The organism is Pseudomonas sp. B111, from assembly GCF_026428275.1.
GTDB classification, from domain to species: domain Bacteria; phylum Pseudomonadota; class Gammaproteobacteria; order Pseudomonadales; family Pseudomonadaceae; genus Pseudomonas; species Pseudomonas aeruginosa.
In genome coordinates, this window is the sequence record NZ_CP097857.1 from 2,206,428 (window position 1) to 2,226,879 (window position 20,452).

Genomic DNA, 20,452 nt, shown 5'->3' on the forward strand with positions numbered 1-20,452 from the left:
ATGAACGCAGAAGATTCCCTCAAGCTCGCCCGCCGCTTTATCGAACTACCCGTTGAGAAGCGTCGGGTCTTCCTCGAAACCCTGCGAGGGGAGGGAATCGATTTCTCGCTGTTCCCGATTCCGGCCGGCGTGTCTTCGGCCGAGCGCGACCGCCTGTCCTACGCCCAGCAGCGCATGTGGTTCCTCTGGCACCTGGAGCCACAGAGCGGCGCCTACAACCTGCCCAGCGCGGTGCGCCTGAACGGGCCGCTGGACCGCCAGGCGCTGGAGCGCGCCTTCGCCAGCCTGGTGCAGCGTCACGAAACCCTGCGCACGGTGTTCCCGCGCGGCGCCGACGACAGCCTGGCGCAGGCGCCCCTGCAACGCCCGCTGGAGGTTGCCTTCGAGGATTGCAGCGGCCTGCCCGAGGCCGAGCAGGAAGCCCGCCTGCGCGAGGAGGCGCAGCGCGAGTCGTTGCAGCCGTTCGACCTGTGCGAGGGGCCGTTGCTGCGGGTCCGCCTGATCCGCCTGGGCGAGGAGCGGCATGTGCTGCTGTTGACCCTGCATCACATCGTGTCCGACGGCTGGTCGATGAACGTGCTGATCGAAGAATTCAGTCGTTTCTACAGTGCCTATGCGACTGGGGCGGAGCCCGGCCTGTCGGCCTTGCCGATCCAGTACGCCGATTACGCCCTGTGGCAGCGCAGCTGGCTGGAGGCCGGTGAGCAGGAGCGCCAGCTGGAGTACTGGCGCGGCAAGCTCGGCGAGCGGCATCCGGTCCTGGAGTTGCCGACCGACCACCCGCGCCCGGCGGTTCCCAGCTACCGTGGCAGCCGTTACGAGTTCAGCATCGAGCCGGCCCTGGCCGAGGCCCTGCGCGGCACCGCCCGACGCCAGGGGCTGACCCTGTTCATGCTGTTGCTCGGCGGCTTCAATATCCTCCTGCAACGCTATAGCGGGCAGACCGACCTGCGGGTCGGCGTCCCCATCGCCAACCGCAACCGCGCCGAGGTGGAAGGGCTGATCGGCCTGTTCGTCAACACCCAGGTGCTGCGCTCGGTATTCGACGGCCGCACGTCGGTGGCGACCCTGCTGGCCGGGCTCAAGGACACCGTGCTTGGCGCCCAGGCCCATCAGGATCTGCCGTTCGAACGCCTGGTCGAGGCGTTCAAGGTCGAGCGCAGCCTGAGCCACAGCCCGCTGTTCCAGGTGATGTACAACCACCAGCCGCTGGTGGCCGACATCGAGGCGCTGGACAGCGTGGCCGGCCTGAGCTTCGGCCAGCTCGACTGGAAGAGCCGTACCACCCAGTTCGACCTGAGCCTGGATACCTACGAGAAGGGCGGCCGCCTGTACGCCGCGCTGACCTACGCGACCGACCTGTTCGAGGCGCGGACCGTCGAGCGCATGGCGCGGCATTGGCAGAACCTGCTGCGCGGCATGCTGGAAAACCCGCAGGCCAGCGTCGACTCGCTGCCGATGCTCGATGCCGAGGAGCGCTACCAGTTGCTGGAAGGCTGGAACGCCACTGCGGCCGAGTACCCGCTGCAACGCGGCGTGCACCGGTTGTTCGAGGAGCAGGTCGAGCGCACGCCGACGGCGCCGGCGCTGGCCTTCGGCGAGGAGCGCCTGGACTACGCCGAGCTGAACCGCCGGGCCAACCGCCTGGCGCATGCCCTGACCGAGCGCGGGGTCGGTGCGGACCGCCTGGTGGGCGTGGCCATGGAGCGCTCCATCGAGATGGTCGTGGCCCTGATGGCGATCCTCAAGGCCGGCGGCGCCTACGTGCCGGTGGACCCGGAATATCCCGAGGAGCGCCAGGCCTACATGCTGGAGGACAGCGGTGTGGAGCTGCTGCTTAGCCAGTCGCACCTGAAGCTGCCGCTGGCGCAAGGTGTGCAACGGATCGACCTGGACCAGGCCGATGCCTGGCTGGAAAACCATGCCGAGAACAATCCAGGGATCGAGCTGAACGGCGAGAACCTCGCCTATGTCATCTACACCTCCGGTTCCACCGGCAAGCCCAAGGGTGCCGGCAACCGCCATTCGGCGCTGAGCAACCGCTTGTGCTGGATGCAGCAGGCCTACGGCCTGGGCGTCGGCGACACGGTGTTGCAGAAGACCCCGTTCAGCTTCGACGTGTCGGTCTGGGAGTTCTTCTGGCCGCTGATGAGCGGGGCGCGTTTGGTGGTGGCCGCGCCGGGCGACCATCGCGACCCGGCGAAGCTGGTGGAGCTGATCAACCGCGAAGGGATCGATACGCTGCACTTCGTGCCGTCGATGCTGCAGGCCTTCCTGCAGGATGAAGACGTCGCCTCCTGCACCAGCCTGAAACGCATCGTTTGCAGCGGCGAGGCGCTGCCGGCGGACGCCCAGCAGCAGGTGTTCGCCAAGCTGCCGCAGGCCGGCCTCTATAACCTCTATGGCCCGACCGAGGCGGCCATCGACGTCACCCACTGGACCTGCGTGGAGGAGGGCAAGGACGCGGTGCCGATCGGCCGGCCGATCGCCAACCTGGCCTGCTACATCCTCGATGGCAACCTGGAGCCGGTGCCGGTGGGCGTGCTCGGCGAGCTGTACCTGGCCGGGCAGGGCCTGGCCCGTGGCTACCACCAGCGTCCGGGGCTGACTGCCGAGCGTTTCGTCGCCAGCCCGTTCGTGGCTGGGGAGCGGATGTACCGCACCGGCGACCTGGCGCGCTACCGCGCCGATGGGGTGATCGAGTACTCCGGGCGGATCGACCACCAGGTGAAGCTGCGCGGCTTGCGCATCGAGCTGGGCGAGATCGAGGCGCGCCTGCTGGAGCATCCGTGGGTGCGCGAGGCGGCGGTGCTGGCGGTGGACGGCAGGCAGTTGGTCGGCTACGTGGTGCTGGAGAGCGAGGGCGGCGACTGGCGCGAAGCGCTGGCCGCGCACCTGGCGGCGAGCCTGCCGGAATACATGGTGCCGGCGCAGTGGCTGGCGCTGGAGCGGATGCCGCTGAGTCCGAACGGCAAGCTGGATCGCAAGGCGCTACCGGCGCCTGAAGTAAGCGTGGCGCAGGCAGGCTACAGCGCACCGCGCAACGCAATGGAGCGAACCCTGGCGGAAATCTGGCAGGACCTGCTGGGCGTCGAGCGGGTCGGCCTGGACGACAACTTCTTCAGCCTCGGCGGCGACTCGATCGTCTCGATCCAGGTAGTCAGCCGTGCGCGCCAGGCCGGATTGCAACTGAGCCCGCGCGATCTGTTCCAGCACCAGAACATCCGCAGCCTGGCCCTGGCGGCCAAGGCGGGTGCGGCGACGGCGGAACAGGGGCCGGCAAGCGGCGAGGTGGCGCTGGCGCCGGTACAGCGCTGGTTCTTCGAGCAGGCGATTCCCAACCGCCAGCACTGGAACCAGTCTCTCTTGTTGCAGGCGCGCCAGCCGCTCGACGGCGACCGGCTGGGGCGTGCCCTGGAACGCCTGCAGGCGCAGCACGATGCCCTGCGCCTGCGTTTCCGCAAAGAGCGCGGCGCCTGGCACCAGGCCTACGCCGAGCAGGCCGGCGAGCCGCTGTGGCGCCGGCAGGCGGGGTCCGAGGAGGCGTTGCTGGCGCTTTGCGAAGAAGCCCAGCGCAGCCTCGACCTCGAACAGGGGCCGCTGCTGCGTGCGCTGCTGGTGGACATGGCCGACGGCAGCCAGCGCCTGCTGCTGGTCATCCACCACCTGGCGGTGGACGGGGTGTCCTGGCGCATCCTGCTGGAAGACCTGCAGCGTCTCTATGCCGACCTCGACGCCGATCTCGGGCCGCGTAGCACTTCCTACCAGACCTGGAGCCGGCACCTGCACGAACAGGCCGGCGCGCGCCTGGACGAACTCGACTACTGGCAGGCGCAACTGCACGACGCTCCGCATGCGCTGCCATGCGAAAACCCGCACGGCGCCCTGGAAAACCGCCATGAGCGCAAGCTCGTCCTGACCCTGGACGCCGAGCGTACCCGGCAGTTGCTGCAGGAAGCCCCGGCGGCCTACCGGACCCAGGTCAACGACCTGCTGCTGACCGCCCTGGCCCGCGCGACCTGCCGCTGGAGCGGCGACGCCAGCGTGCTGGTGCAGCTCGAAGGGCACGGCCGCGAGGACCTCGGCGAGGCCATCGACCTGAGCCGCACGGTGGGCTGGTTCACCAGCCTGTTCCCGCTGCGCCTGACCCCGGCCGCGGACCTCGGCGAGTCGCTGAAGGCGATCAAGGAGCAACTGCGCGGCGTGCCGGACAAGGGTGTCGGCTACGGCCTGCTGCGCTACCTGGCTGGAGAGGAGGCTGCGACCCGCCTGGCCGCACTGCCGCAGCCGCGGATCACCTTCAATTACCTGGGCCGGTTCGACCGTCAGTTCGATGGAGCGGCGCTGCTGGTACCGGCCACGGAAAGCGCCGGCGCCGCCCAGGATCCGTGCGCCCCGCTGGCCAACTGGTTGAGCATCGAAGGCCAGGTCTACGGCGGCGAGCTGAGCCTGCACTGGAGCTTCAGCCGGGAAATGTTCGCCGAGGCGACCGTCCAGCGCCTGGTCGATGACTACGCGCGGGAGCTGCACGCGCTGATCGAGCATTGCTGCCAGGAGGGCAACGTCGGCGCCACGCCGTCGGACTTCCCCCTCGCGACGTTGCGCCAGGAGCAGTTGGATCGCCTGCCTCTGGCGCGGATCGAGGACATCTACCCGCTGTCGCCGATGCAGCACGGCATGCTGTTCCACTCGCTCTACGAGCAGGCTTCCGGCGATTACCTGAACCAGCTCCGAGTCGACGTCCATGGACTCGATCCCGCGCGCTTCCGCGCCGCCTGGCAGGCGGCGCTGGACAGTCATGACATCCTGCGCGCCGGCTTCCTCTGGCAGGGCGATCTGGAGCAGCCGCTCCAGGTGATCCACAAACACCTCGAACTGCCGTTCGCCGAGCATGACTGGCGTGGTCGCGAAGCGCTCGCCGAGGCTCTCGACGAGCTGGCCGCGAGCGAACGCCGGCGGGGTTTCGAGCTGGAGCAGGCGCCCTTGCTGCGGCTGGTCCTGGTGCGTATGGACGAAGAGCGCTACCACCTGGTCTACACCCACCACCACATCCTGCTGGATGGCTGGAGCAGCGCGCAGCTGCTCGGCGAGGTGCTCGCTCGCTACACCGGCGAACAGGCCGAGCGCACGGGTGGGCGCTACCGCGACTACATCACCTGGCTGCAGGCACAGGACAAGCGCGTCAGCGAAGCATTCTGGAAAGAACAACTGGCGGAACTGCTGGAGCCGACACGCCTGGCCCAGGCGGTCGCCGCCGAGCGCGAGCAGGTCGGCAGCGGCCAGTTCCAGCGCAGCCTGCCGCCGGCACGCACCGCGCGCCTGAAGACGTTCGCCCAGCGGCACGCGGTGACCCTCAATACCCTGGTGCAGGCCGCCTGGTCGCTACTGCTGCAACGCTACACCGGGCAGGATACGGTGGTCTTCGGCGCCACCGTCGCCGGCCGTCCCGCCGAACTGGCCGGGATCGAAAGGCAGATCGGCCTGTTCATCAATACCCTGCCGGTGGTCGCCACACCGCAACCGGGCATGCGCCTCACCGACTGGTTGCAGGAGGTGCAGGCGCGCAGCCTGGCGCTGCGCGAGCAGGAGCACACGCCGCTGTTCGAGATCCAGCGTTGGGCCGGGCTCGGCGAGGCGCTGTTCGACAGCCTGCTGGTATTCGAGAACTACCCTGTGGCCGAAGCCCTGGAAAAGGGGTCGCCAGGCGGCGTGCGCTTCGGCCCGGTGAGCAATCATGAACAGACCAACTACCCGCTGACCGTCGCCCTGGGCGTCGGCGACAGTCTGTCGCTGCAATACAGCTATGACCGTCAGGCGTTTTCCGATGCCGCGGTCGAGCAGTTGGACCGGCACCTGCTGAACTTGCTCGAAGGCTTCGTCGACAACGCCGAACGGACTCTGGTCGAGCTGAGCCTGCTGGATGCCGAGGAGCGCGCGCTGATCGATTCGCTGTGGAACCGCAGCGAGTCGGGCTTCCCCGCTTCGCCGCTGATCCACCAGCGGGTGGCGGAGCGCGCACGCCTGGCCCCGGACGCGCCGGCGGTGCTGTTCGACGACCAGGTGCTGAGCTTCGCCGAGCTGGACAGCCGGGCCAATCGCCTGGCACATGCGCTGATCGCCCGCGGCGTCGGTCCCGAGGTGCGGGTGGCGATCGCCATGCAGCGCAGTGCGGAAATCATGATTGCCTTCCTCGCCGTGCTGAAGTCCGGCGGCGCCTACGTGCCCCTGGACATCGAGTACCCGCGCGAACGCCTGCTGTACATGATGCAGGACAGCCGCGCGCACCTGCTGCTGACCCAGAGCCACCTGCTCGACCGACTGCCGATTCCCGACGGGCTGTCCTGCCTGTGCCTGGACCGCGAACAGGAGTGGGCCGGTTTCCCCGCCCATGATCCAGAGGTGGCGCTGCATGGCGACAACCTGGCCTATGTGATCTACACCTCCGGCTCCACCGGCATGCCCAAGGGCGTGGCAGTGTCCCACGGCCCGCTGGCGGCGCACATCGTGGCTACCGGCGAGCGCTACGAGATGACCCCGGCGGACTGCGAGCTGCACTTCATGTCGTTCGCCTTCGACGGCTCCCATGAAGGCTGGATGCACCCGTTGATCAACGGTGCGCGGGTGCTGATCCGCGACGACAGCCTGTGGCTGCCGGAGCAGACCTACGCGCAGATGCATCGCCACGGCGTCACCGTCGCGGTGTTCCCGCCGGTCTATCTGCAGCAACTGGCCGAGCACGCCGAGCGCGACGGCAACCCGCCGGCGGCCCGGGTCTACTGCTTCGGCGGCGACGCGGTGGCGCAGGCCAGCTACGACCTGGCCTGGCGCGCGCTACGCCCGCAATACCTGTTCAACGGCTACGGACCGACCGAAACGGTGGTCACCCCGCTGCTCTGGAAAGCCCGCCCGGACGACCCCTGTGGCGCCGCCTACATGCCGATAGGTACGCTGCTGGGCAATCGCAGTGGCTACATCCTCGATGCCCAGTTGAACCTGCTGCCGGTCGGTGTGGCCGGTGAGCTGTACCTTGGCGGAGAAGGCGTGGCGCGCGGTTACCTGGAGCGTCCGGCACTGACCGCCGAACGTTTCGTGCCGGATCCCTTCGGCGCGCCCGGCAGCCGCCTGTATCGCAGCGGTGACCTGACCCGTGGGCGGGCGGATGGCGTGGTGGACTACCTGGGACGGGTAGACCACCAGGTGAAGATCCGCGGTTTCCGTATCGAGCTGGGCGAGATCGAAGCACGCCTGCGCGAGCAGGCGGCGGTGCGCGAGGCGGTGGTGGTCGCCCAGGCGGGTGCCAGCGGCCAGCAACTGGTCGGCTATGTGGTCCCGCAGGATCCGGCGCTGGTCGAGGATGCCGGTGCCCAGGCGGCCTGCCGCGACGCCTTGCGCAAGGCGCTGAAGGAACGCTTGCCCGAGTATATGTTGCCGGCGCACCTGCTGTTCCTGGCGTGCATGCCGCTGACCCCCAACGGCAAGCTGGATCGCAAGGGCCTGCCCAAGCCAAGCGCCGATCAGCAGCAACGCGACTACCAGGCACCGCGCAGCGAAGTGGAAAGACAACTGGCGACGATCTGGGCGGAGGTGCTGAAGCTGGAGCAGGTTGGCCTGGCCGACAACTTCTTCGAGATCGGCGGCGATTCCATCATTTCCCTGCAGGTGGTCAGCCGTGCGCGCCAGCTCGGCATCCATTTCACTCCGAAGATGCTCTTCGAGGCGCAGACCATCGGTGCCCTGGCTCCGCTGGCCGAGAGCGGTACGCAGGTGCTGGCTATCGACCAGGGACCGGTGACCGGCGTCACGCCGTTGCTGCCGATCCAGCAGGGTTTCTTCGCCGAAGAGGTCGCCGAGCGCCACTGGTGGAACCAGTCGGTGCTCCTGGAAGCCCGCGAGCCGCTCGATGCCCGGCACCTTGAGCAGGCCCTGCGGGGCGTGCTGGCGCACCACGATGCGCTGCGCCTGTCCTTCACCCGCGAGGCGGCCGGCTGGACGGCGCGCCACCGGGGGGTGGAAGAGGGCGCTGCGGCGCTGCTCCGCGTCGCTCGGGTCGCCGACCTGGCGGCGCTGCGGGCGCTTGCCGACGAAGTCCAGCGCAGTCTCGACCTGGCCGATGGGCCGTTGTTGCGCGCCCTGCTGGCGACCTTCGACGACGGCAGCCAGCGCCTGCTGCTGGTTATCCACCACCTGGTGGTGGATGGCGTGTCCTGGCGTATTCTCTTCGAAGACCTGCAGACCGCCTACCGGCAGTTGCTGGCGGGTCAGGCCGTCGAGCTACCGGCCAAGACCAGCGCCTTCAGGGATTGGGCCGAGCGCCTGCAGGCGTTTGCCGGTGACGGCGGCCTGGATGGCGAACTGGCGTACTGGCAAGGGCAATTGCAGGGCGCCTCCAGCGACCTGCCGTGCCTCGACCCGCTGGGCGACCAGAGCAACCGCCATGCCCGTTCGGTCAGTTGCGGACTGGACGCCGAGGCGACCCGGCAATTGCTGCAGGAAGCGCCGGCCGCCTACCGCACCCAGGTCAACGACCTGCTGTTGACCGCGCTGGCGCGGGTGGTCTGCCGCTGGACCGGGCAGGTCGATGCGTTGATCCAGTTGGAAGGGCATGGCCGCGAAGAACTCTTCGCCGAGATCGACCTGACGCGCACGGTGGGCTGGTTCACCAGCCTGTTCCCGCTGCGCCTGACGCCGGCCGAGGGCATCGCCGCATCGATCAAGGGCATCAAGGAGCAACTGCGCGCGGTGCCGAACAAAGGCATCGGCTTCGGCGCCCTGCGCTACCTGGGCAGCGCGGCGAGCCAGGCAGCCCTGGCCGGATTGCCGATGCCGCGCATCACCTTCAACTACCTCGGTCAGTTCGACGGCAGCTTCGCCATGGACGAGGGCGCACTGTTCGTTCCGGCCGGCGAGCGCGCCGGCGACGACCAGAGCCCGGACGCGCCGCTGGCCAACTGGCTGGCGCTGAACGGACGCATCTATGGCGGCGAACTGCGCATCGACTGGAGCTTCAGTGGCGAGCGCTTCGAAACCACCAGCATCCAGCGCCTGGCCGACGCCTATCGCGACGAACTGCTGGCGCTGATTGCCCACTGCCGAGTGGCCGAGGGCCAGGGTCTGACGCCCTCGGACTTCCCGCTGGCGCGCCTTGACCAGGCGCGTCTCGACCAATTGCCGCTGGCGCCCTGCGAAGTCGAGGACCTCTACCCGCTATCGCCGATGCAGCAGGGCATGCTGTTCCACAGTCTGTACCAGCAGGAGGCCGGCGATTACATCAATCAACTGCGGGTCGACATCGACGGTCTGCATCCGGAGAGCTTCCGCGCGGCCTGGCAGGCGGCGCTGGACGAGCACGATGTGTTGCGCAGCGGGTTCCTCTGGCAGGGCGCCTTCGAGACGCCGCTACAGGTGGTGCGCAAGCGTGTCGAAGTGCCGTTCAGCGTACTTGACTGGCGCGGTCGCGAGGACCTGGCGGCGGCCCTCGACGAGCTGGCTGCCGGCGAAGGCCGGCTGGGCTTCGACCTGAGCGAGGCGCCGCTGCTGCGCCTGGTACTGGTGCGCACGGACGAAGAGCGCTACCACCTGATCTACACCAATCACCATATCCTGATGGACGGCTGGAGCAACTCGCAGCTACTCGGCGAGGTACTGCAGCGCTACCGTGGCGAAACGCCGCCGCGCTCCGGCGGTCGCTATCGCGACTACATCGCCTGGTTGCAGCGCCAGGACGCCGCGCTCGCCGAGGCCTTCTGGCTGCCGCGCCTGCGCCAACTGGACGAGCCGACCCGCCTGGGGCAGTCGATCGCCCAGGCCAGGCAGCGCGGCAAGGGCTACGCGGAACGGTTGCGCGAGCTCGATGGCGAGCAGACCCGGCGCCTGGCCGAGCTGGCCCGCGAGCAGAAGATCACCGTCAATACCCTGGTCCAGGCCGCCTGGCTGATGTTGCTGCAACGCTATACCGGACAGGACAGCGTGGCCTTCGGCGCTACTGTCGCCGGTCGCCCGGCGGAACTGAACGGTATCGAGGAGCAGATCGGCCTGTTCATCAATACCCTGCCGGTCATCGCTACCCCGCTTCCGCAGCAGAGCCTGGCGTCGTGGCTGCAGGCGGTGCAGGGCGAGAACCTGGCCCTGCGCGAATTCGAACACACGCCGCTGTACGACATCCAGCGCTGGGCCGGGCAGGGCGGCGAGGCGCTGTTCGACAATATCCTGGTGTTCGAGAACTACCCCGTTTCGCAGATGCTCCAGCAGCAGGCCTCGCAAGGCCTGGCTTTCGGTGCCGTGGGCAACCACGAGCAGACCAACTACCCGTTGACCCTCAGCGTAAGCCTGGGGCAGCGCCTGGAACTGCAGTTCGCCTATGACCGCGAGCATTTCGACGACGCCAGCGTGGCGCGCCTGGATCGTCACCTGACGCACCTGCTGGCGCAGATGGTCGAGCGTCCTGCCAGCACCTGCCTGGCCGAGTTCCAGCTGCTGGAAGCGGCGGAGCGGCGCCAGGCGATCTTCGACTGGGGGCGCAACCCGGGACGCTATCCGGACGAGCGCAGCGTCGAGCAGCTGTTCGCCAGCCGCGCGGCGATGGAGCCCGAGCGGGTGGCATTGCTCTTCGAGGAGCGCCAACTGAGCTACGGCGAGCTCAACGCCCAGGCCAACCGCCTGGCCCACCGCCTGATCGAGCTGGGCGTGGGGCCTGACGTGCTGGTTGGGATCGCCGTCGAGCGCGGGCTGGAAATGATCGTCAGTCTGCTGGCGGTGCTCAAGGCCGGCGGCGCCTACGTACCGCTGGACCCGGAATATCCGCAGGAGCGCCTCGGCTACATGATCGAGGACAGCGGCATCGCCCTGTTGCTCAGCCAGAGCCACCTGCTGCAACGCCTGCCAGCGGCCTCCGGGATCGCCTGCCTGGCGCTCGACCAGGCGCGGGACTGGCAGGACCGTCCGGCGAGCGACCCGCAGTTGCGGGCGCATCCGCAGAACCTCGCCTACGTGATGTTCACCTCCGGTTCCACCGGCCGTCCCAAGGGCGTCGGCATCAGCCGAGAGAGCCTGTCGCGGCATACCCACGTTTCGCTGGAGTTCTTCGGCATCGGGCCGGACGACCGGGTGCTGCAATTCTCCACCTTCAATTTCGACGGCTTCGTCGAGCAGCTCTACCCGCCGCTCGCCTGTGGCGCCTCGGTGGTGCTGCGCGGCACCGAGATCTGGGACAGCGAGACGCTGTACCGGGAGATCGTCGAGCGACGCATCACCACGGTGGACCTGACTACCGCCTACTGGAACATGCTGGCCAAGGACTTCGCCAACCAGGGCGTGCGCGACTACGGCGCGCTCCGTCAGGTCCACGCCGGGGGCGAGGCGATGCCGCCGGAAAGCCTGGTGGCATGGAAGGCCGCCGGGCTGGAGCATGTGCGCCTGCTCAACACCTACGGCCCCACCGAGGCGACCGTCACGGTCACCACCCTGGATTGCGCGCCCTACGTCGACGGCAGCAAGGCGATCCCGGCGACCATGCCGATCGGCAAGGTGCTGCCGGGCCGCGCCATCTATCTGCTGGACGATGCCGGGCAACCGGCGCCGGTCGGGGCGGTCGGCGAGCTGGTGATCGGCGCCGAGCTGCTGGCGCGTGGCTATTTCAAGCGTCCCGACCTGACGGCCGCACGCTTCATTCCCGATCCGTTCGACGAGCAGGGCGGCGGCCGCCTGTACCGCACCGGCGATCTGGCACGCTACGGCGCCGACGGGGTGATCGAGTACGTCGGCCGGGTCGACCATCAAGTCAAGGTCCGTGGCTTCCGCATCGAACTGGGCGAGATCGAGGCCTGCCTCGGCGAGCACCCGGCGGTGCGCGAGGCCCTGGTCATCGCCGTCGAGGGTGCTGCCGGGGCGCAGCTGGTGGCCTATCTGGTGCCGCAAGCGGAAGCGCTGGCTAGCGCCACGCTGGAGGTACAGGCCGCGCTGCGCAACGAGCTGAAGGCCCTGCTGCGCGACAGCCTCCCCGAATACATGGTGCCGGCGCACCTGCTGTTCCTCGAACGCCTGCCGCTGAGCCCCAACGGCAAGGTCGACCGCAAGGCTCTGCCGGCGCCTGACGCCAGTCTCCTCCAGGAGGCCTACGTGGCGCCGCGCAGCGAGCTGGAATGCCAGGTCGCGGCGATCTGGCAAGAGGTGCTGAAACTCCAGCGGGTTGGCCTCGACGACCATTTCTTCGAACTCGGCGGGCACTCGCTGCTGGCCATCAACGTGATTTCGCGCATTCAACTGGAGCTGGGCATGAAGCTCACCCCCCAACTGTTGTTCCAATTCCCGACCCTGGGGCTTTTCGTCAGCAATCTGGAAAAGGCCGGTGGGCAGGTCGACACATCGAAACTGAACAAGCTGGAAGCCCTGCTTGATGAAATGGAGGAAGTTTGAATGGACATGAGCGTAGCTTTGCGGGTTGCCCGGCGCTTCATCACGCTTCCTCTCGACAAGCGCAAGCTGTACCTGGCGAAGATGCAGGAGGAGGGCGTGACGCCGGCCAACCTGCCGATTCCCGAGGTGGCCTCGGCCTTCGAGCGTATCCCGTTGTCCTATGCCCAGGAGCGCCAGTGGTTCCTCTGGCAGATGGACCCGCAGAGCGCCGCCTACAACATTCCCTCGGCGCTGCGCCTGCGTGGCGAACTGGACGTCGAGGCGCTGTCCGCCAGCCTGGGCGCCATCGTCGAACGCCACCAGAGCCTGCGCACCGTGTTCGTCGAGGACGAACAACTGGATGGCTTCCGCCAGCAGGTGCTGGCGTCGGTCGACGTACCCGTCCCGGTTACGCTGGCGGGCGACGACGACGCGCAGGCGCAGATTCGCGCTTTCGTTGAAAGCGAGACGCAACAGCCCTTCGATCTGCGTAACGGTCCGCTGCTTCGCGCGCGCCTGCTGCGCTTGGCGGCCGACGATCACGTGCTGACCCTGACCATCCACCATGTGGCAGCCGACGGCTGGTCCATGCGGGTACTGGTGGAGGAACTCATTGCCCTGTACGGCGCGCGCCGGCAAGGCATCGAGGCGACGCTGCCCGATTTGCCGATCCAGTATGCGGACTATGCGATCTGGCAACGACACTGGCTGGAAGCCGGCGAACGCGAGCGCCAGCTGGAGTACTGGATGGCGCGGCTGGGCGGAGGGCAGAGCGTGCTCGAACTGCCGACGGACCGCCAGCGCCCGGCGCTGCCGAGCTACCGTGGCGCGCGCCATGAACTGCAGTTGCCGCAGGCGTTGGGCCGACAGTTGCAGGCGCTGGCGCAGCGCGAAGGGACGACGTTGTTCATGCTCCTGCTGGCCTCGTTCCAGGCGCTCCTGCATCGCTACAGCGGCCAGGACGAGATCCGCGTCGGCGTGCCGGTGGCCAACCGCAACCGGGTCGAGACCGAGCGGCTCATCGGCTTCTTCGTCAATACCCAGGTGCTGCGCGCCGATCTCGATGCGCAGATGCCGTTCCTTGACCTTCTACAGCAGACCCGTGTCGCCGCGCTCGGCGCCCAGTCACATCAGGACCTGCCGTTCGAGCAACTGGTCGAGGCTTTGCAACCGGAGCGCAGTCTCAGCCACAGCCCGCTGTTCCAGGCCATGTACAACCACCAGAACCTGGGTTCCGCAGGTCGCCAGTCGCTGGCGGCGCAGTTGCCGGGGCTGAGCGTCGAGGACCTCTCGTGGGGCGCGCACAGCGCGCAATTCGACCTGACCCTGGACACCTACGAATCGGAACAGGGCGTGCACGCCGAATTCACCTATGCCACCGACCTGTTCGAGGCTGCGACCGTGGAGCGCCTGGCACGTCACTGGCGCAACCTGCTAGAGGCCGTCGTCGCCGAGCCGCGAAGACGCCTCGGCGACCTACCGCTGCTCGACGCCGAGGAGCGCGCCACGCTGCTGCAACGCAGCCGTCTGCCGGCGAGCGAATATCCCGCCGGGCAGGGTGTGCATCGCCTGTTCGAGGCCCAGGCCGGGCTGACCCCGGACGCGCCGGCCTTGCTGTTCGGCGAGGAACGCCTGAGCTACGCCGAACTCAATGCGTTGGCCAACCGCCTCGCCTGGCGTCTGCGCGAGGAGGGTGTCGGCAGCGATGTACTGGTCGGTATCGCGCTGGAGCGCGGCGTACCCATGGTGGTGGCCCTGCTGGCGGTGCTCAAGGCCGGTGGCGCCTATGTGCCGCTGGATCCGCAGTATCCCGCGGACCGCTTGCAGTACATGATCGACGACAGCGGACTGCGCCTGTTGCTCAGCCAGCAAAGCGTGCTGGCGCGCCTGCCGCAGTCGGATGGGCTGCAAAGCCTGCTGCTCGACGACCTGGAGCGACTGGTGCACGGCTACCCGGCGGCAAACCCGGACCTGCCGGAGGCGCCCGACAGTCTCTGCTACGCGATCTACACCTCCGGTTCCACCGGCCAGCCGAAAGGCGTGATGGTCCGCCATCGAGCCTTGACCAACTTCGTCTGCAGCATCGCCCGGCAACCGGGCATGCTGGCGCGGGACCGTCTGCTGTCGGTGACCACCTTCTCCTTCGATATCTTCGGCCTGGAGCTATACGTACCGCTGGCGCGTGGCGCCAGCGTGCTGCTCGCCAGCCGCGAGCAGGCCCAGGATCCCGAGGCCCTGCTCGATCTGGTCGAGCGGCAGGGCGTCACGGTATTGCAGGCGACCCCGGCAACCTGGCGGATGCTGTGCGACAGCGAGCGTGTCGACCTGCTGCGTGGCTGCACCCTGCTGTGCGGTGGCGAGGCGCTGGCGGAGGACCTGGCGGCGCGTATGCGCGGATTGTCGGCATCGACCTGGAATCTCTACGGGCCGACCGAGACGACGATCTGGTCGGCGCGGTTCCGCCTCGGCGAAGAGGCCCGCCCGTTCCTCGGCGGGCCGCTGGAAAACACCGCTCTGTACATCCTCGACAGCGAAATGAACCCATGTCCGCCCGGCGTCGCCGGCGAACTGCTGATCGGCGGCGATGGCCTGGCGCGTGGCTACCATCGCCGCCCCGGCCTGACCGCCGAACGCTTCCTACCCGACCCGTTCGCCGCCGACGGTTCGCGCCTGTACCGCACCGGCGACCTGGCTCGCTACCGCGCCGATGGGGTCATCGAATACCTTGGACGGATCGACCATCAGGTGAAGATCCGGGGATTCCGCATCGAACTCGGCGAAATCGAGACGCGCCTGCTGGAGCAGGACAGCGTGCGCGAGGCGGTGGTCGTCGCCCAGCCGGGGGTGGCCGGGCCGACCCTGGTGGCCTACCTGGTGCCCACCGAGGCCGCGCTGGTCGACGCCGAGTCGGCGCGCCAGCAGGAACTGCGCAGTGCATTGAAGAACAGCCTGCTGGCGGTTCTCCCGGACTACATGGTACCGGCGCACATGCTGTTGCTGGAGAACCTGCCGCTGACGCCGAACGGCAAGATCAACCGCAAGGCGCTGCCGCTGCCGGACGCGAGCGCGGTCCGGGACGCCCATGTCGCGCCCGAGGGCGAGCTGGAACGGGCCATGGCGGCGATCTGGAGCGAGGTCCTGAAGCTCGGCCACATCGGTCGGGACGACAACTTCTTCGAGCTGGGCGGCCACTCGCTGCTGGTGACCCAAGTGGTTTCCAGGGTACGCCGCCGCCTCGACCTGCAGGTGCCGCTGCGTACCCTGTTCGAGCACAGCACCCTGCGCGCCTATGCGCAGGCCGTGGCGCAGTTGGTGCCGGCCGCCCAGGGCGGGATCGTCCGATGCGCCAGGGGCGCATCGCCGCAGCTGTCGTTCGCCCAGGAACGCCAGTGGTTCATCTGGCGCCTGGATCCGCACAGCGCGGCCTACAACATCCCGGTGGCGTTGCGTCTGAAGGGACCGCTGCGGCGCGATGCCCTGCAGGGTGCCCTGGACCTGCTGGTGCAGCGCCATGAAACGCTACGCACCACCTTCGTCGAACACGATGGTGCGCCGCGGCAGGTCATCCACCCGACGCTGCCGATAGTCATCGAGGAGCGACGACCGCCGGTGGCCGGCGAAGACCTGAAGGGGCTGGTGGAAACCGAGGCCCATCGGCCGTTCGACCTGCAACGCGGACCGCTGCTGCGGGTCCTGCTGTTGCCGCTGGCGACGGACGAATGCGTGCTGGTGCTGACTCTTCACCACATCATCGCCGATGGCTGGTCGATGCAGGTCCTGGTGGACGAACTGATCCGCGTCTACGCCGCGCTTCGGCATGACCAGCCCCCCGCGTTGGCGGAGTTGCCGATCCAGTACGCCGACTTTGCGGCCTGGCAACGCCAATGGATGGATGGCGGCGAGCGTGAGCGTCAACTGGACTACTGGGTTTCCCGCCTGGGCGGCGAGCAGCCGTTGCTGGAGTTGCCCAGCGACCGGCCGCGCCCGCAGCAGCAGAGCCATCGCGGCCGGCGCATCGGCATCCCGTTGCCGGCGGAACTCGCCGAAGCCCTGCGGCGGCTGGCCCAGGCCGAGCAGGGCACGCTGTTCATGCTGCTGCTGGCCTCGTTCCAGGCACTCCTGCATCGCTACAGCGGGCAGAATGACATTCGTGTCGGAGTACCCATCGCCAACCGCAATCGCGAGGAGACCGAGGGGCTCATCGGCTTCTTCGTCAACACCCAGGTGTTGCGCGCCGAACTCGACGGGCAACTGCCGTTCCGCGAGCTGCTACGGCAGGTCCGGCAGGCGGTGGTGGAAGCGCAGGGCCATCAGGACCTGCCGTTCGAGCAACTGGTGGATGCGTTGCAGCCGGAACGCAGCCTCAGCCATGCGCCGTTGTTCCAGGTGATGTACAACCACCAGCGCGACGATCATCGCGGTTCGCGTTTCGCTTCCCTGGGCGAACTCGAGGTCGAGGACCTGGCCTGGGACGTGCAGACCGCGCAGTTCGACCTGACCCTGGATACCTACGAATCCTCCAATGGCCTGCTTGCCGAACTGACCTATGCCACCGATCTCTTCGACGCGTCGAGCGCCGAGCGCATCGCCGGCCACTGGCTGAACCTGCTCCAGTCGATCGTGGCCCGGCCGGAGGCGCGCATCGCCGAGCTGAAACTTCTGGACGAGGCCGAAGCGCGTGCCGACCTGCTGCAATGGAACCCCCATCCGCAGGACTTCCCCCCGGCCTCCTGCCTGCACCGCCAGATCGAGCGCCAGGCCGCCGAGCGGCCGCGGGCGACGGCAGTGGTCTACGGCGAACGCGCGCTCGACTACGGCGAATTGAACCTGCGGGCCAATCGCCTGGCGCACCGGCTGACCGAACTCGGTGTCGGCCCCGACGTGCTGGTCGGCCTGGCGGCCGAGCGCAGCCTGGAGATGATCGTCGGTCTGCTGGCGATCCTCAAGGCCGGCGGCGCCTATGTCCCGCTCGATCCGCGCTACCCCAGCGACCGGCTGGGCTACATGATCGAGGACAGCGGCATCCGCCTGCTACTGACCCAGCGCGCGGCGCGCGAGCGCTTACCGCTCGGCGAGGGCCTGCCCTGTCTGCTGCTGGACGCGGAGCATGAGTGGGCCGGCTACCCGGAGAGCGATCCGCAGAGCGCCGTCGGCGTCGATAACCTGGCGTATGTGATCTATACCTCCGGCTCTACCGGAAAACCGAAGGGTACCCTGCTGCCGCATGGCAACGTGCTACGCCTGTTCGATGCCACCCGGCACTGGTTCGGTTTCTCCGCGGACGACGCCTGGAGCCTGTTCCACTCCTACGCGTTCGATTTCTCCGTCTGGGAGATCTTCGGCGCGTTGTTGCATGGCGGCAGGCTGGTCATCGTCCCGCACGAGACCAGTCGTTCGCCAGAGGACTTCCTGCGCCTGCTGTGCCGGGAACGGGTGACGGTGCTGAACCAGACGCCGTCGGCCTTCAAGCAACTGATGCAGGTCGCCTGCGCCGGCCAGGAGGTTCCGCCGCTGGCCCTGCGGCATGTGGTGTTCGGTGGCGAGGCGCTGGAAGTGCAGGCCCTGCGCCCATGGTTCGAGCGTTTCGGCGATCGAGCGCCGCGCCTGGTCAACATGTATGGGATCACCGAGACCACGGTCCACGTGACCTATCGTCCGCTGTCGCTGGCGGATCTCGACGGCGGGGCGGCCAGTCCGATCGGCGAACCGATCCCGGACCTGTCCTGGTATCTGCTCGACGCCGGGCTGAACCCTGTGCCCAGGGGCTGCATCGGCGAGCTGTATGTGGGGGGCGCGGGATTGGCGCGGGGCTATCTGAATCGCCCCGAGCTGAGTTGCACGCGCTTCGTGGCCGATCCGTTCTCCACGACTGGGGGACGTCTGTACCGGACCGGCGACCTGGCCCGCTATCGTTGCGACGGGGTGGTCGAGTACGTCGGTCGGATCGACCACCAGGTCAAGATTCGCGGCTTCCGCATCGAACTGGGCGAAATCGAGGCCCGCCTGCTCGCACAGCCGGGCGTGGCCGAGGCGGTCGTGCTGCCTCACGAGGGGCCGGGCGCTACGCAACTGGTCGGCTATGTCGTGACGCAGGCGGCGCCAAGCGACCCCGCCGCGTTGCGCGACACGCTGCGCCAGGCCTTGAAGGCGAGCCTGCCGGAGCACATGGTGCCCGCCCACTTGCTGTTCCTCGAGCGCCTGCCGCTGACGGCCAACGGCAAGCTGGATCGGCGCGCCTTGCCCGCCCCGGACGCCAGCCGCCTGCAGCAGGACTATGCCGCTCCGCGCAGCGAGCTGGAGCAGCGCCTGGCGGCAATCTGGGCGGATGTGCTGAAGCTTGGCCGCGTCGGCCTGGACGACAACTTCTTCGAACTTGGCGGCGACTCGATCATTTCCATCCAGGTGGTCAGCCGCGCGCGCCAGGCCGGGATCCGGCTGGCGCCCAGGGACCTGTTCCTGCACCAGACGATCCGGGGCCTGGCCGGCGTGGCCGTCGAGGGTCGCGGCTTGGCCAGCGCCGAACAGGGGCCGATCAGCGGGAGCACGCCGCTGCTGCCGATCCAGCAGATGTTTTTCGAACTGGATATCCCGCGGCGCCAGCACTGGAACCAGTCGGTCCTGCTGGAGCCGGGGCAGGCGCTCGACGGTACGCTTCTGGAAACGGCGCTGCAGGCCTTGCTGGCGCACCACGATGCGTTGCGCCTGGGCTTCCGCCTCGAAGACGGGACCTGGTGCGCCGAACACCGCGCGGTCGAGGCCGGCGAGGCGTTGTTGTGGCAGCAGTCGGTCGCCGACGGCCAAGCGCTGGAAGCCTTGGCGGAGCAGGCCCAGCGCAGTCTCGACCTGGGCCGCGGGCCACTGTTGCGCGCGCTGCTGGCGACGCTCGGAGACGGCAGCCAGCGGTTGTTGCTGGTGATCCACCATCTGGCGGTGGACGGGGTTTCCTGGCGGATCCTGCTCGAAGACCTGCAGACCGCCTACCGCCAGTTGCAGGCCGGCCAGGCCGTTGCGCTACCCGCCAAGACCAGCGCCTTCAAGGCGTGGGCCGAACGCTTGCAGGCGCATGCCCGCGACGGCGGCCTGGAGGGCGAGCGCGGCTACTGGCTGGCGCAGCTCGAAGGCGTATCCACCGAACTGCCCTGCGACGATCGCGAGGGTGCGCAATCGGTCCGGCATGTCCGTTCGGCACGTACCGAGCTGACCGAAGAGGCCACGCGCCGGTTGTTGCAGGAAGCGCCGGCGGCCTACCGGACCCAGGTCAACGATCTGCTGCTCACCGCCCTGGCGCGGGTCATCGGTCGCTGGACCGGCCAGGCGGATACCCTTATCCAGCTCGAAGGACACGGGCGCGAGGAGCTGTTCGAGGACATCGACCTGACCCGCACGGTAGGCTGGTTCACCAGCCTGTTCCCGCTGCGCCTGTCGCCGGTGGCGGAGCTGGGCGCTTCGATCAAACGGATCAAGGAGCAACTGCGCGCGATTCCGCACAAGGGTCTGGGTTTCGGCGCCCTGCGTTACCTCGGCAGCGCCGAGGATCGGGCGGCGCTGGCGGCCTTGCCGAGTCCGCGCATCACCTTCAACTACCTGGGGCAGTTCGACGGCAGCTTCTCCGCCGATTCCTCCGCGCTGTTCCGTCCCAGCGCCGATGCGGCCGGCAGCGAGCGCGACAGCGACGCGCCGCTGGACAACTGGCTGAGTCTCAACGGCCAGGTCTATGCCGGCCGGCTCGGTATCGACTGGAGCTTCAGCGCCGCGCGTTTCAGCGAGGCGAGCATCCTTCGCCTCGCCGATGCCTATCGCGACGAGCTGCTGGCGCTGATCGAGCATTGTTGCGCCGCCGATGTCGAAGGCGTGACCCCTTCGGACTTCCCCCTGGCCGGGCTCGACCAGCGGCAACTGGACGCTTTGCCCCTGGCGGCGGGCGAGGTGGAGGATCTCTATCCGCTGTCGCCGATGCAGCAGGGTATGCTGTTCCACAGCCTGTACCAGCAGAACAGCGGCGACTACATCAACCAGATGCGTCTGGACGTGGAAGGCCTGGATCCCCAACGCTTCCGCGAGG

At 68.3% G+C, this 20,452-nt stretch carries 2 protein-coding genes (1 of these 2 running past the window's edge); both read left to right on the forward strand.

What is annotated here, in order from left to right; genetic code table 11:
- Window positions 1–12,411 carry a non-ribosomal peptide synthase/polyketide synthase gene (locus tag M6E97_RS10440; protein ID WP_034005086.1) on the forward strand — a complete coding sequence of 4,137 codons (12,411 nt, stop codon included), beginning with the start codon at window positions 1–3 and terminating at the stop codon, window positions 12,409–12,411.
- Window positions 12,412–20,452, forward strand: partial view of a non-ribosomal peptide synthase/polyketide synthase gene (locus tag M6E97_RS10445; RefSeq protein WP_034005085.1) — the 5' portion only. It continues 6,935 nt past the right edge of the window; 8,041 of the gene's 14,976 nt are visible here — the first part of the coding sequence; its start codon is at window positions 12,412–12,414; its stop codon lies off the right edge, out of view.

What these genes read in the sequence shown, in the direction of transcription:
- M6E97_RS10440 (WP_034005086.1), top strand. Translation starts at nt 1, where the DNA reads ATGAACGCAGAAGATTCCCTCAAGCTCGCCCGCCGCTTTATCGAACTA.